The 14914-nt window shown below is 39.9% G+C and carries 15 protein-coding genes, 1 rRNA gene, 1 riboswitch and 1 other annotated feature; of the genes, 12 read left to right on the top strand and 4 right to left on the bottom strand.

Translation table 11 applies throughout. The features are described from left to right. Positions 1-4 precede the first annotated feature (4 nt). From rrf to LRP83_RS21405, 3 genes are all read left to right on the top strand, one after another. Positions 5-120, top strand: a 5S ribosomal RNA gene (gene rrf, locus LRP83_RS21415). A 408-nt stretch (positions 121-528) separates the two neighbouring features. After that, complete coding sequence (locus LRP83_RS21410; RefSeq protein WP_230498868.1) at positions 529-1137, top strand: DedA family protein; 609 nt, start codon at positions 529-531, stop codon at positions 1135-1137. Between the two features lie 31 nt (positions 1138-1168). Beyond that, a complete protein-coding gene (locus tag LRP83_RS21405; protein ID WP_230498867.1) occupies positions 1169-2011 on the top strand; it encodes an undecaprenyl-diphosphate phosphatase in 843 nt (280 codons plus the stop codon). 55 nt (positions 2012-2066) lie between these two features. Here the strand turns inward: LRP83_RS21405 and LRP83_RS21400 are convergent, their stop codons facing one another. The 4 genes from LRP83_RS21400 to LRP83_RS21385 form a co-directional block, all read right to left on the bottom strand. Further along, entirely contained in the window at positions 2067-2990 is a 924-nt protein-coding gene (locus LRP83_RS21400; protein WP_290369605.1) for a DNA-3-methyladenine glycosylase family protein, read from the bottom strand. A 72-nt stretch (positions 2991-3062) separates the two neighbouring features. After that, on the bottom strand, positions 3063-3611 hold the full coding sequence (locus tag LRP83_RS21395) for a flavodoxin family protein (RefSeq protein WP_230498866.1): 549 nt from the start codon (positions 3609-3611) through the stop codon (positions 3063-3065). 35 nt (positions 3612-3646) lie between these two features. Further along, on the bottom strand, positions 3647-5338 hold the full coding sequence (gene argS / locus LRP83_RS21390) for an arginine--tRNA ligase (protein ID WP_230498865.1): 1692 nt from the start codon (positions 5336-5338) through the stop codon (positions 3647-3649). Positions 5339-5412: 74 nt separating this feature from the next. Further along, positions 5413-5630 (bottom strand) — a binding site (T-box leader). 112 nt (positions 5631-5742) lie between these two features. Then, positions 5743-5898, bottom strand: coding sequence for a hypothetical protein (locus LRP83_RS21385; RefSeq protein WP_230498864.1), 156 nt, complete (start codon positions 5896-5898; stop codon positions 5743-5745). Between the two features lie 91 nt (positions 5899-5989). Between LRP83_RS21385 and LRP83_RS21380 the strand changes: the two genes are divergently transcribed. The 9 genes from LRP83_RS21380 (at position 5990) to purF (ending at position 14907) form a co-directional block, all read left to right on the top strand. Beyond that, the gene (locus LRP83_RS21380) at positions 5990-6187 is read left to right on the top strand and encodes an NETI motif-containing protein (protein ID WP_230498863.1); all 198 of its coding nucleotides are present in this window, start codon (positions 5990-5992) and stop codon (positions 6185-6187) included. Positions 6188-6276: 89 nt separating this feature from the next. After that, positions 6277-6378: riboswitch (purine riboswitch) on the top strand. 177 nt (positions 6379-6555) lie between these two features. Beyond that, a complete protein-coding gene (purE, locus tag LRP83_RS21375; RefSeq protein ID WP_435531380.1) occupies positions 6556-7020 on the top strand; it encodes a 5-(carboxyamino)imidazole ribonucleotide mutase in 465 nt (154 codons plus the stop codon). Continuing rightward, entirely contained in the window at positions 7007-8161 is a 1155-nt protein-coding gene (purK, locus tag LRP83_RS21370) for a 5-(carboxyamino)imidazole ribonucleotide synthase (RefSeq protein WP_230498861.1), read from the top strand. Before purE ends, purK begins: the two co-directional genes overlap by 14 nt. 110 nt (positions 8162-8271) lie before the next feature. Beyond that, on the top strand, positions 8272-9564 hold the full coding sequence (gene purB / locus LRP83_RS21365) for an adenylosuccinate lyase (RefSeq protein ID WP_230498860.1): 1293 nt from the start codon (positions 8272-8274) through the stop codon (positions 9562-9564). 84 nt (positions 9565-9648) lie between these two features. After that, positions 9649-10368 (top strand): phosphoribosylaminoimidazolesuccinocarboxamide synthase, encoded by a 720-nt coding sequence (gene purC, locus LRP83_RS21360; protein WP_230498859.1) that lies wholly within the window; start codon positions 9649-9651, stop codon positions 10366-10368. Then, positions 10361-10615, top strand: a complete 255-nt coding sequence (gene purS / locus LRP83_RS21355; protein ID WP_230498858.1) for a phosphoribosylformylglycinamidine synthase subunit PurS — start codon at positions 10361-10363, stop codon at positions 10613-10615. The genes purC and purS overlap by 8 nt, the downstream gene beginning before the upstream one ends. Continuing rightward, complete coding sequence (gene purQ / locus LRP83_RS21350) at positions 10612-11298, top strand: phosphoribosylformylglycinamidine synthase subunit PurQ (RefSeq protein ID WP_230498857.1); 687 nt, start codon at positions 10612-10614, stop codon at positions 11296-11298. The genes purS and purQ overlap by 4 nt, the downstream gene beginning before the upstream one ends. Continuing rightward, positions 11282-13498, top strand: a complete 2217-nt coding sequence (gene purL, locus LRP83_RS21345) for a phosphoribosylformylglycinamidine synthase subunit PurL (RefSeq protein ID WP_230498856.1) — start codon at positions 11282-11284, stop codon at positions 13496-13498. The genes purQ and purL overlap by 17 nt, the downstream gene beginning before the upstream one ends. Then, positions 13483-14907 carry an amidophosphoribosyltransferase gene (purF, locus tag LRP83_RS21340; RefSeq protein WP_230498855.1) on the top strand — a complete coding sequence of 475 codons (1425 nt, stop codon included), beginning with the start codon at positions 13483-13485 and terminating at the stop codon, positions 14905-14907. The genes purL and purF overlap by 16 nt, the downstream gene beginning before the upstream one ends. Positions 14908-14914 lie beyond the last annotated feature (7 nt).

Below are 14914 nucleotides of genomic sequence, written 5' to 3'. Positions count from 1 at the left end.
ACAGTCTGGTGGCGATGGCAAGAAGGTCACACCCGTTCCCATACCGAACACGGAAGTTAAGCTTCTTTGCGCCGATGGTAGTTGGAGGATTCCTCCTGTGAGAGTAGGACGTCGCCAGGCGAAAAAAGAACAACCCAATGAGGTTGTTCTTTTTTGTATTTGTCAATAACTAGGAAAGAGTGATTGTCCTCGGTAAGAGACTAAATTCTTTCCGCCAAATCTGGTACAATCATTTTAGAGGAATCTTCCAAAGGTATTGATATGGAACAATCAGGGAATTAAACAAAATTGCTACTCGCCAACGAGTTTACTGTTTCGTTTCAATCATCGTAGCGATTTTTTCAAAGCGTATTTGCCTTTATGATGTCACAGAGCTATTTCAGTATGTCCAAAGTGACGGAAATGTTGAGTGTTTGTCCTTCTTCTTTGTCACTTAAGTGATTTATTTTATTTTTGTTCGTCATCACTATTTGCGGAACTTGAAAAAAACGTTAATCTAGGGATAAAGAAATTATTTGGAGGTACAAAGTGCAAAATTGGATTACTGATTTTATGGAGCAATTTGGTTACTTAGGTGTATTTTTAATGATTGCGTTAGAAAATGTATTCCCGCCGATTCCCTCAGAGGTAATCCTTACCTTTGGTGGTTTCATGACGACCAATACTGACTTAACCGTTATAGGAGTGATTATAGCTGCCACTTTAGGATCTGTAGTTGGTGCTATTATTCTTTATTGGATAGGATATCTTCTAAATGTTGACAAGCTAGAGAAGATTATTGATCGTTGGGGGCATATTTTACGTGTTACAAAGGGGGATATTCATAAGGCAAATGCTTGGTTCGATAAGTATGGCTATTGGACGGTGCTGTTTTGCCGAATGATTCCTTTAATAAGAAGTTTGATTTCAATTCCAGCTGGGATGTCCAAAATGAAGTTCCCAATGTTTTTACTTTTTACAACGATTGGGACGTTGATCTGGAATATCATTCTTGTAGTAGTTGGAGCTGCTGTTGGAGAATCTTGGGAGAGTATTGTTGAATTTATGGATGTATATTCGAATATCACCTATGCGATAATTGCGTTAGGCGGCATTCTATTCCTTGTTTGGTTTTTTCGTAGAAAGAAAACCGCATAAAAACTTAAAGAATTAAGGGGAATTTTATATAATGGATTTTTTAATGATGATAAAAGCAATAATTCTAGGTTTAGTAGAAGGAGTTACGGAGTTCGCTCCTGTTTCTTCCACTGGTCATATGATTATAGTTGATGATATGTGGCTTCAATCTAAAGAGTTTTTAGGCTCAATGTATGTGGCAAATACGTTTAAAGTAGTTATTCAGTTAGGTTCCATTTTAGCGGTTGTGATTGTTTTCTTTGACCGATTTCTTGAAATGTTTGGTTTGAAACGTGGAGAAAAGCAGGTTGATGGTAAAACGCATAGCAAGCTAAAGCTATCAACCGTAATCGTTGGATTAATACCTGCAGGGATTCTAGGGGTATTGTTTGAAGATTACATTGATGAGTATTTATTCTCGATTGAAACAGTGTTAATTGGGTTAGTCATAGGTGCAGTGTTTATGATTATTGCAGACTATTTCGGAGGAAAAAGAACACAGTCTAAAATTGAGTCAGTTGATCAAATTACGTATAAACAGGCTTTTACAGTTGGTTTAATCCAATGTTTATCTTTATGGCCAGGATTTTCTCGTTCAGGGTCAACGATATCAGGTGGGGTTTTCATAGGTCTTAGCCACAGAGCGGCTGCAGACTTTACATTTATTATGGCAGTACCGATTATGGCTGGTGCAAGTTTAATATCGCTTTTGAAAAACTGGGAGTACTTTACGATGGATGCTCTGCCATTTTTTATTGCAGGTTTTATCAGTGCGTTTGTGTTCGCAATGATATCGATTCGTTTCTTCTTAAAACTTATTAATAAGGTGAAGCTTGTACCATTTGCGATTTATCGAATTGTGTTAGCCTTCGTCATCTTTGTCGTTTATTTTTAAAAAAAGAGGCAGTATTTGGAGTATGAACTATCCTCCTAGTACAGCCTCTTTGTTATTAATATAGAAATCGCCAAAGATAAAAGGTCGCATATGATTCCCAACCAGACCATTTTGCAGAAAGCTTTAAAATTTCCTCTTTTGAGGGTTTCTTTTCAGTTCCTAATAGTAGTTTAATCGCATTGTGTAAGCCGACATCATCAATTGGAAAAGCGGAAGGAAATCGTAAACAACGCATCAACACGTAATTAGCTGTCCACGGACCAATGCCTCGAATATTCACTAATATTTTCTCTGCTGCTTTCACATTTTCTGTGTATAGTAACTGCTCTTTTGTCAGTTTGCCTTCGGTCATAAATTGGGCAACACCAATAAGAAATTCACACTTCTTAACAGTCATTCTTAAGCCATCTAAGTCGGCTACTGTCAATTTAGCGATATTTTCTGGATTTGGGAATACCCAATAGGCATCCCCCTCATACACCACATGACGTCCAAAGCTTTCTACCAGTCGTCGTTTTAATGTATAAGCGTAAGTAAGATTGATTTGTTGACCAAGGATTCCCCAGCAAAGTGCTTCAAATAAGTCGGGGATTCCCATATTACGTAGGCCATAAAAAGATGTGACTGCTTTCCCAAGGAGCGGATCCAACTTTGCTAAATCATAAAAAGGGCCCAGGTCTCTGCCCAAATCAAACCATTCATGTATATAAAGTGCTACGGCATTACGAACAGATTGTGGAGGTGAAGGAATACCTAAAAATCGTACTGTGATGTAGTCCCCATTCTCGCCACTTACTTCGATAACGAGTGTTTCCTTTTCAATCGGCAAAGCTTTGTATATTCGCTCATCTTTTATTTTAAAAAGGCATTCGTTCGAGGACCTCGATAAATACTTTAAATTTTCGTCAAAACTGAATTCTTCTGGAACTAACAATCTTAATTCCTGATTCTGTTCATCCCACTCTATTATTCTATCCACCACAAACCTCCTTCAATAGAAACCTTTAACACAGTAAAGCAGTGGGGGACAGTCCCCCACTGCTTTACTGTGTTAAAGAGTGCCTTTGAGTTTATTTTGTAATTGTTTTGCAGCAGAGAAAGCTGCTGTGTCTGTTTTAATATCCCCTGGCTTGCTGCCTTTACCAATAATATATCCTTCAAAGGATGTTCCCATAAAATCAAAGATATGTTGGAATTGTTGGATCATCGGTAATCCTTTAATGTATGGATTGTCTCCACCAACAGCAATGACATAAGCCTTTTTCGAAGCCATTGTCATTTTGAAATGAGGGTATTTAGAGTCTCGCAATGTCTGAGACCAGCGATCAATAAAGTTTTTCATTGTTCCAGACATACTATACCAATAAATAGGTGTAGCGAATATTAAAATATCATGTGGCAGTATAAGGTCAATGATGGAGTTATAGTCATCATTAACATCAGGAAATCCACTTTCTGAATGGCGGTGATCTTCAATCGGCAGAATGTTAAAATCTTTTAAATATACTTTTTCAACCTCCAAAGCTTGAATGGCCTGATCGGTTAAGAGTTCTGTATTGCCATTAGGGCGTGTTCCACCATAAATAACTGCAATCGACATGCTTTATCTCTCCTGTTCGATGTTTTCTTATATTCTTACATTTCCTGTGGAGCTTCAATCCCAAGCAGCCTTAATGATTCCTGTAGTACAACAGTAACACAATAAACCAGGGCTAAACGTGCTTGTAATTCATGGTTATCCTCAAGTATTCTTACGACACTGTAATATTGGTTAAAGGCTCTTGCTAGGTCGATGGCGTATTTAGCAATTTGAGATGGATCATATTTCTTTAAAGATGTTTGGATGATATCTGAAAACTCCTTTAATAGCGATATGATTTCCCAATGGGCAGGACTCTCGAAATTGATTTGTGTTCCATCGCTTCCATTCCAATTTCCTTTTCTTAAAATTGAGCATGCCCGTGCGTTCGTATACTGAATATATGGACCTGTTTCTCCTTCAAATCGGAGCATATCTTCAAGTGAGAATTCAATATCATTCATGCGAAAGTTTTTCAAGTCGTGGAAAATTACTGCCCCTACTCCGACTTGTTTAGCCACTACTTCTTTTTGTGTAAGTGAAGGATTTTTCTCTTCGATATTTCTTGACGCTAACGAAATAGACTCAGACAATACTTCTTCTAATAAAATGAGTTTTCCTTTTCGTGTGGACATTTTCTTGCCGTCTTTTAGCATCATCCCAAAAGGAACATGGACAAGACTATCTGCCCAATCGAAGTTCATTTTTCTTAAAACACCTTTCAGTTGCTTGAAATGTAGACTTTGTTCATTGCCTACCACATAAAGTGCCTGCTCGAACTGATAGTTATTTTTTCGATAAAGAGCTGCAGCTAAATCACGAGTTGCATAAAGTGTCGCACCATCGGATTTTTTGATTAAACATGGAGGAAGGCTTTCATCTTGCAAATCAACCACTTGTGCCTGATTGGATTCCATTAATAATCCTTGCTCTTCAAGCAAATTAACAACAACGTCCATTTTATCATTGTAAAAAGCTTCTCCAGCGAAAGAATTGAAATCAACCTGTAGAAGTTGATAAATCTTGTTGAACTCTTTTAAGGATTCTTCGCGGAACCAACTCCATAATGCCAGTGCCTCGGCATCGCCATCCTCTAATTTTTTAAACCAGGCACGACCCTCATCCTCTAATGAGGGATTTCCTTCTGCTTCGCTATGAAATTGAATATAAAGGGAAAGGAGCTCTTTAATCGGTTCTTTCTTGACCTTTTTTTCATCGCCCCATTTTTTATAGGCGGTGATTAACTTTCCGAACTGTGTACCCCAATCACCAAGATGATTGATTTTCACTGTTTCATAGCCGCATTTTTGAAATATCTTTGCCAGAGCATTACCGATAACAGTCGAACGTAGATGGCCCATCGAAAAGGGCTTGGCGATATTCGGTGAAGACATATCGATGGTGACCACTTTGTTTTGACCAATGGTCGAGGACCCATAATGTTGTTTCCCGGTTAATATCGTACTAAGTACCTTTTGTGTAACTGTCTTTTTGGTTAAAAAAACATTCACGTAGCCTCCGACCGCCTCTGCCTTTTCGATTAGAGGGGAAGAAATTTCTTCACTTATTTTCTTAGCGATTAGCGGTGGAGCCTGACGACGGGATTTTGCTAGCTGAAAGCAAGGGAAGGCATAGTCACCGAAATCTGCGTTCTTTGGTTTTTCGATTAGCAGTTCGATGGTGGATAAATCAAGTTCTTGGTGAAGGATTTGGTGTAAGGTGTTTGCAAATTGTGATAGGTAATTCATTTTCATAAGCCTCCTAAATGATAATGGGAAGAGACAAAGAGTCATTTATAAAATAAAAAACTCCCGTCTCTAATAAAAGAGACGAGAGTTATAAAATCCCGCGGTACCACTCTAATTGTTCCTTAATTAAGGAACCAGCTTAATAAATAACGAGGAAATCCCCCGGCCATTCTCTACTAATTTCAAGAAGGCATCTCAAAAGTGCGGTTCATTACATGCTACGTATCAGGCTCACACCATCCCCGAATCGCTATAACGTGCAGATAACTACTCTCTTTTTCATTGATTTTAGATGTTTGATTTTTTAGTATTATATCCGATAATTAAAGTTTTGCCAACAATTGTTATTTTATTTCTGATTGTAAAGACTAAATATATGAAACAGGAAGCCTCTTTCCTCAGGTTTAACGTTTATCCTCTTTTTTTACATTACTTGGTTTTGGGCGTTCTGCGCCTGCAAATCCATAAGAATCATCTTGGTTCATAAATCCTTTGTCAGTTCCTGCATCAGCTGCGATATTCGACTTTGGTAATGAGGCAAATTCTTTTCCTCTTGGCATCTTATCCACCTCCATATTTGTTAAGGTGTGCTATTATCTAAATAATAAATCTAAGAAAGTAAAAAAACTGAAAGGAAGGAACGATTCGGAAATGAGTAAAAAGAAAATGGAATTTGAAGTAAAGGAAAATGAAAGTATTGAAGCTTGTTTAGATCGAATAAAAAAAGCTGGATATATGCCAATTAGACGGACCGAAAAACCGATCTTTCAAGAAGTGAAAAAAGGTAGTGTAACGGAATATGAGCCAGTTGGTCGACAAATAGTCTTTGAAGCAAAATTAATAGAGTAAAACACGAACGAAAATAATTAATAGAAAAATAACGTTCGATTTTGCGGTTGACAGATAAACATATTGCTTGGTAAAATAAACGTGTTGGAATTGCTATCAATCTTTACCCTCGTATATCAATGGGGATATGGCCCATAAGTTTCTACCCAATTACCGTAAATGATTGGACTATGAGGGAAAGTCTATATGTTCGGCACAAATAGAGGCAACGCCTTACTTTTTGTTGTCTATTAAACTTGTATGCCCGGACAAATGGCTTTCTCTTTTTTGAGAGCTATTTGTTCCGGGTATTTTATATTTTTAGGGGAAAAAGGAAAAAGAGATGCAAACAAGGGGGAGTAAGGGTGACGAATAGTGTTGGAGTCATCATGGGAAGTAAGTCAGATTGGGAAACGATGCAGCATGCTTGCGAGATCTTAGATCAACTGGGCATTTCTTATGAAAAAAAAGTTGTTTCAGCCCACCGTACCCCTGATTTGATGTTTACATATGCAGAGGAAGCTAGAGGAAAAGGCTTAAAGGTGATTATTGCAGGAGCGGGTGGTGCTGCTCATCTTCCTGGGATGGTAGCAGCGAAAACGACTTTGCCCGTGATTGGTGTTCCTGTTCAATCGAAAGCCTTAAGTGGATTAGATTCATTGTTATCGATTGTGCAAATGCCAGGTGGTGTACCGGTTGCAACGGTTGCAATCGGAAAAGCGGGGGCCGTTAATGCGGGGCTGCTGGCTGCACAAATTTTAGCAATTGAGAATTTAGAGCTTGCGAGAAAATTAGAGGCAAAACGCGAAGCTACAAGAGCTGAAGTTATGGAAAGTAGTGATGAACTTGTCTAATAGAACAATCTTACCAGGCGAAACGATTGGCATAATTGGTGGAGGACAACTTGGACGTATGATGGCACTGGCAGCTAAAGCACAAGGGTTTCGGATTGCTGTTTTGGAGCCATCAAAAGATTCACCTTGTGGCCAATTGGCAGACTTTGAAATCATTGGAGCTTACGATGATCGTGAGGCAATCCTTCAATTAGCACATATTAGCGATGTAATTACCTATGAATTTGAAAATATAGATGCGGATACGCTGAAGTGGATTTGTGAGGAGAGCCATGTGCCGCAAGGGTCAGAGCTTTTAACGATCACTCAAGACCGCATAAAGGAGAAAGCTGCAATAGTAAGAGCAGGTGTAGCGGTAGCTCCGTATGAGGTCATCAATCGTGTTGAAGATTTATATGGCCATATTGAGACGATAGGCTACCCAGCTGTGTTGAAAACAGCTAGAGGCGGTTATGATGGGAAAGGCCAATTAGTGATAAAAACCCCACTAGATTTAACTAGGGGAGAAGCACTTTTACAACATGGTGCTTGTGTTTTAGAAAAGTGGATTGGTTTTGAGAAGGAAATATCGGTCATCGTGACTCGTAATATAGATGGCGAAACAGCGATTTTTCCTGTAGCGGAGAACATTCATGAAGAAAATATTTTACATCAAACCATCGTTCCAGCAAGAATTTCAGAGGAGATTCATTCAGATGCAGTTCAAAAGGCATCACAGCTTGCGAGTTCGCTTGGATTAGTGGGTACACTAGCTGTTGAAATGTTTGTAACAAATGATGGTACGATTTTTATAAACGAATTAGCTCCGAGACCACATAATTCTGGCCATTATACCATTGAGGCATGTGAAACGTCACAATTTGAACAGCATATAAGAGCGATATGTAATTGGCCATTAGGAAGTACCCAATTGTTAAAACCTGCTGTTATGGTCAATCTATTAGGAGAGCATTATGATGGTTTGTTTGCTGAAATTCCAAAGATAAAAGACTGGAAGGTTCACTTATATGGAAAAAAGGATCCAAAAGCAAAACGGAAAATGGGACATATTACCATTCTGACAGACAATATCGAAAACTCCCTATCAGAAATAGAAAACAGCCCAATTTGGCAAACACCCATAAACGCATTAACACAGTAAAGCAACGGGGGACAGTCCCCCAACCAATCAACGCTTTAATGCAGTATCGTATCGGGGGACTGTCCCCTGTTACGTTAGTGCAATAAAGTAGACAGACGGAGGAAATAGATATGATTGATCGTTATACACGCCCAGAGATGGGTTCGATTTGGACGGATGAGAATCGCTTTCAAGCTTGGCTTGAGGTGGAAATCTTAGCTTGTGAGGCTTGGGCAGAACTTGGTGACATTCCTAAGGAAGATGTTGTGAAGCTTCGTCAAAATGCTAGCTTTAATATCGAGAGAATTAAAGAAATTGAAGAGGAAACGAGACATGATGTCATTGCATTTACTCGTGCAGTCTCAGAGACGCTTGGAGAAGAAAAGAAATGGGTTCATTACGGCTTAACTTCCACAGATGTAGTAGACACAGCTCTCTCCTATATCATTAAACAAGCAAATGCGATCTTGAGAAAAGACATTGAAAATTTCGTCGAAATATTAAAGGTGAAAGCCCAAGAGCATAAATACACAGTCATGATGGGGCGTACTCATGGTGTTCATGCAGAGCCTACAACGTTCGGACTGAAGCTAGCACTTTGGTATGAGGAAATGAAGCGTAATCTTGTTCGCTTTAACCAAGCAGCAACAGGGATTGAAGTAGGAAAAATTTCTGGTGCGGTAGGTACTTACGCCAATATTGACCCGTTTGTGGAGCAATATGTGTGTGAAAAGCTAGGGCTAGAAGCAGCGCCAATCTCTACGCAAACTTTACAGCGTGACCGTCATGCACAATATCTGTCGACTTTAGCGTTAATTGCAACATCGATTGAAAAATTCGCGGTGGAAGTCCGTAGCTTGCAAAAAAGTGAAACGCGTGAAGTGGAAGAATTTTTTGCAAAGGGTCAAAAAGGCTCTTCAGCCATGCCGCATAAACGGAATCCAATCGGTTCTGAGAACATGACGGGATTAGCGCGTGTCATTCGAGGCTATATGATGACCGCTTATGAAAATGTTCCGTTATGGCATGAAAGAGATATTTCTCATTCTTCAGCTGAGCGAATTATTCTTCCGGACTCAACGATTGCCTTAAATTATATGTTAAACCGCTTTAGTAATATCGTGAAAAACTTAACGGTATTCCCTGAGAATATGAAACGCAATATGGACAGAACGTTAGGACTTATTTATTCACAAAGAGTACTTTTAGCTTTAATCGATAAAGGCTTCTCAAGAGAAGAGGCTTATGACACCGTACAACCGAAGGCAATGGAAGCTTGGGAGCAACAAGTTCCGTTCCGTGGATTAATTGAAAGTGATGCAACGATTACTTCCCAACTGTCTGCAGAAGAAATCGCGGATTGCTTTGATTATAAGTACCATTTGCAGCATGTAGATACCATTTTTGAACGACTAGGGCTATAAAAGATAGGGGCTTTTTAGCCCCGTCTAGCAAATTTCGACTGAATATTCCTAATTCTTTTTTTAAAAAAACAGGAGGCGTTCTTCGTGGAAAAAGGTCAGTTACTGTATGAGGGCAAGGCCAAACGGATTTATGCTACAAACGATGATAGCATTGTTTGGGTAGAATATAAGGATTCTGCGACTGCCTTTAATGGCGAGAAAAAGGCTGAGATCACTGGTAAAGGTCGTTTAAATAATGAGATCACTAGTCTACTATTTTCAAAGCTTAACGAACTAGGAATCTCCTCACATTTCATTAAAAAGCTTTCAAATACAGAACAATTGATCAAACGAGTACAGATTATTCCTTTAGAAACAGTTGTTCGTAATGTAGTAGCTGGAAGTTTATCGAAAAGAACGGGATTACCTGAAGGAAAAGAACTAAGTCAGCCAATAGTTGAATTTTACTTTAAAAATGATGCTTTAGGAGATCCGCTCTTTACGGAAGACCATATTTTAGAACTAAACCTGGCAACAAAGGAACAAATCATAACTTTAAAACATAAGGCACTCCAAGTAAACGAGGCTTTAACTGAACTGTTTAACGAGTTAGGAATTCTTTTAGTAGATTTTAAGTTGGAGTTTGGAATAGATGGAGATGGCCAAATTCTCCTTGCGGATGAAATATCACCAGATACTTGTCGCCTTTGGGATGCTCAAACAAATGAGAAATTAGATAAAGATGTGTTTCGTCGTAGTTTAGGGTCGTTAACGGATGCTTATGAAAAAATCTTAGCCAAATTAGGAGGAGCAGCTCATGTTTAAAGTAAAAGTTTATGTGACATTACGTGAAAGTGTATTGGATCCACAAGGTGTGGCCGTGAAAAATTCTCTTCATTCCTTAAACTTCTCTGAGATTGAAGATGTACGTATTGGGAAGTACATGGAGCTAACGATTGAAAAATCGGAACGACCAGTGGAAGAAGTAGTCAAGGAAGCATGCGAAAAGCTACTTGCCAATACAGTCATTGAAGATTATCGATTTGAAATCGAGGAGTGTGTTGCACTGTGAGATTTGCCGTCATCGTTTTTCCAGGCTCCAACTGTGATATCGATATGTTTCATGCCATCAAAGATGAGCTCGGAGAAGAAGTGGAATATGTATGGCATGATCAAGATAGCTTAGAGGGATTTGATGCGATTCTTTTACCAGGAGGTTTCTCTTATGGGGATTACCTACGTTGTGGAGCTATTGCTCGTTTTAGCAATGTGATGAAGGAAATCATAAAAGCTGCTGAGGCTGGTAAGCCTGTACTTGGCGTATGCAATGGCTTTCAAATTTTATTAGAGGCTGGACTCTTACCTGGGGCTATGCGTCGAAATGAAAGCTTGAAATTCATTTGCAAGCCGGTGGAGTTAAAGATAGAGAACAACGAAACGATGTTCTCTGGTAGCTATCGTCAAGACGAAGTCATCACGGTACCTATCGCACATGGTGAAGGAAATTACTATTGTGACGAAGAAACACTTGCTAGATTAGAAGAAAATAATCAAATTGTCTTTACATATAATGGCGAAAATCCTAACGGGAGTATTTCGAATATTGCTGGAATAACAAATGAAAAAGGAAATGTCCTTGGCATGATGCCACACCCAGAAAGAGCGGTTGATTCGCTTTTAGGTGGAGCAGATGGACTGAAACTTTTTCAATCAATCGTAAGAAGCTGGAGGGAATCAAATGTCGTTAAAGCTTGAGCCAACTGTGGAACACATCAAAAACGATAAACTGTACCGCGAAATGGGTATTTCAGATGAAGAATTTGCGATGATTGAAAAGGTTCTCGGAAGACTTCCAAATTTTACGGAAACTGGTCTTTTTTCAGTGATGTGGTCAGAGCATTGCAGCTATAAAAATTCGAAGCCAGTATTAAAGAAATTTCCAATTTCCGGTCCGAAGGTGTTGCAAGGCCCAGGTGAAGGAGCCGGAATCGTTGATATCGGTGACGGTCAAGCGGTTGTTTTTAAAATTGAAAGCCATAATCACCCGTCTGCGATTGAGCCCTATCAAGGTGCTGCAACAGGTGTAGGTGGGATCATTCGCGATGTATTCTCAATGGGAGCAAGACCAATCGCTCTATTAAACTCGTTACGTTTCGGAGAGTTGACTTCACCACGTGTGAAATATTTGTTTGAGGAAGTTGTCGCTGGGATTGCTGGATACGGAAATTGTATAGGAATTCCTACTGTTGGTGGTGAGGTGCAATTTGACGCTGCTTATGAAGGAAATCCGTTAGTTAACGCTATGTGTGTAGGCTTAATTAATCATGAAGATATAAAAAAGGGTCAGGCTCATGGAGTTGGCAATACTGTAATGTACGTAGGTGCTAAAACAGGTCGTGATGGAATCCATGGAGCAACCTTTGCTTCAGAGGAATTAACTGATCAATCGGATGAAAACCGTCCAGCCGTTCAAGTGGGCGACCCATTCATGGAAAAACTTTTATTAGAAGCTTGTTTAGAACTGGTGAAATCCGATGCATTAGTTGGGATTCAAGACATGGGAGCAGCAGGCCTAACGAGCTCCTCAGCAGAAATGGCTAGTAAAGCAGGATCTGGAATCGAAATGAATCTTGATTTAGTGCCACAACGTGAAACGGGCATGACTGCCTATGAAATGATGCTATCAGAATCACAAGAGCGTATGCTGATTGTCGTGAAAAAAGGCCGCGAACAGGAAATCGTTGATTTATTTTCAAAGTATGATCTAGAAGCAGTGGCGGTTGGGGTAGTAACAGATGATAAAATGCTTCGCTTGATTCATCGTGGTGAAGTGGTCGCAAATGTACCAGCGGATGCATTAGCGGAAGAGGCACCTGTTTATCATAAACCATCTGCGGTTCCTGCCTATTTTGAAGAGTTTCAAGCAATGGAAAACGATATTCCATCCGTAGATGATTATAAAGAAACCCTTCTTGCATTATTACAACAACCGACGATAGCAAGTAAAGAGTGGGTTTATCAGCAATATGATCATATGGTTCGAACAAACACAGTTGTTTCACCAGGTTCAGATGCGGCGGTTGTGCGAATTCGTGGAACACGAAAAGCTCTTGCGATGACAACGGATTGTAATTCACGTTACCTTTACTTAGATCCGGAAACAGGTGGAAAAATTGCCGTTGCTGAGGCTGCTCGTAATATCGTATGTTCTGGGGCTAAGCCGTTAGCGATCACTGACTGTTTAAATTTTGGAAATCCGGAAAAGCCAGAGATTTTTTGGCAGTTTGAAAAAGCGGTTGATGGGATGAGTGAGGCTTGTCGTGTTTTTGAGACACCGGTTATTGGTGGGAACGTTTCCCTTTATAACGAAACAAATGGTACGGCCGTTTACCCAACACCTGTAGTGGGAATGGTTGGTTTAGTTGAGGACTTAGATCATGTCACAACACAAACCTTCAAACAAGCAGGTGATTTAATTTATTTACTAGGCGAAACGAAGGATGAGTTTGGTGGAAGTGAACTGCAAAAGCTGACGTATGGTCGGATTTTTGGGAAAGCACCTGAACTTGATTTAACTGTGGAACATAAGCACCAGCAGCAGGTTTTACAAGCAATTCGTCAAGGTTTGGTGGATTCAGCTCATGATTTAGCCGAAGGTGGATTAGCTGTTGCGGTATCAGAAAGTTTATTCAGAACTGAATTAGGAGCTGAAATAAAGTTAGAAGGTAATGCAGTTTCTGCCCTATTCAGTGAATCTCAATCGCGTTTCTTAATTTCTATAAAAAAAGAAAATAAAGAGCAGTTTGAAAGTTTAGTAGATGCGGCCACCCTGATTGGTGAGGTGACGGATTCCGCTACGTTAAAAATTTCTTCCGCGAACGAAACACTAATTTTATCACAAGTAACCGAGCTCGAAAAAGCTTGGAGAGGAGCTATTCCATGCTTGCTGAAATAAAAGGATTAAACGAGGAATGTGGCGTTTTTGGGATTTGGGGTCACCCGAGTGCAGCGGAAATTACTTATTACGGTTTGCATAGCCTTCAGCATCGTGGTCAAGAAGGTGCTGGTATGGTTGTGACTGATGGTGAAATTTTAAAGGGTTTAAAAGGTGAAGGACTTGTTACAGAGGTTTTCACCTCTGATGCCATAAAGGATGTAAAAGGAAAGGCAGCCATCGGGCATGTTCGCTATGCGACTGCTGGTGGGGGCGGATATGAAAATGTTCAGCCTCTCCTTTTCCATTCGCAAAATGGAAGTTTGGCGCTTGCACATAATGGAAATCTAGTAAATGCTAATGCTCTAAAGCACCAGCTTGAGACACAAGGCAGTATTTTTCAAACAAGCTCGGATACAGAGGTACTAGCCCATTTAATTAAACGAAGCGGTTTTACCTTAATGCAGGATCGCCTAAAAAATGCGTTGACCATGTTAAAAGGGGCCTATGCCTTTTTGGTTATGACGGAAACAGAGATGATGGTCGCATTAGACCCACATGGATTGCGTCCACTTTCGATTGGAAAATTAGCTGATGCTTATATCGTCGCTTCCGAGACATGTGCGTTGGACATCGTTGGAGCTGAGTTTGTAAGAGATGTTCTTCCTGGAGAACTCGTTATTTTTGATGATGAAGGAATGCGTTCAGAAATGTTTTCTTACAATACAACGAAAGCAATGTGTACGATGGAATATATTTATTTTTCAAGACCAGATAGTAATATAAATGGCGTCAATGTTCATACGGCACGGAAGAATTTAGGCAAGCGACTTGCATTTGAGGCTCCGATTGAAGCTGATGTTGTCACTGGTGTGCCTGATTCCAGTATTTCAGCTGCAATTGGATATGCGGAAGCTGCTGGCATTCCCTATGAGATGGGATTGATTAAAAATCGTTATGTCGGTAGAACCTTTATCCAGCCTTCGCAATCTTTACGAGAACAGGGCGTTAAAATGAAGTTATCTCCCGTTCGTGGGGTTGTTGAGGGGAAAAGAGTCATTATGGTAGATGATTCGATTGTTCGTGGAACGACGAGTAAGCGGATTGTTCGGATGTTAAAAGAAGCGGGAGCAACGGAAGTGCATGTAGTTATAAGCTCAGCGCCAATTCAAAATCCATGTTTTTATGGTATTGATACGTCTTCTCGTGAAGAGTTAATTGCTTCTAAGCATTCGGTGGAAGAGATTCGTCAGTTGATTGAAGCGGACTCTTTGACGTTTTTATCGGTAGAAGGAATGGTCGAGGCAATTGGGCGTCAGGAGGAAGGCGAAACAAGAGGATCGTGTCTTGCTTGTTTTACCGGGAAGTATCCAACTGAAATATATCCAGACATGTTGCTAGCGAGCTGCGGGGCCGGCCCCTTTTTTTAGAAATTTA

Source organism: Pseudoneobacillus rhizosphaerae (assembly GCF_917563885.1).
GTDB lineage: Bacteria > Bacillota > Bacilli > Bacillales > Cytobacillaceae > Pseudoneobacillus > Pseudoneobacillus rhizosphaerae.
This window is presented reverse-complemented; position numbering and strand designations above follow the sequence as displayed.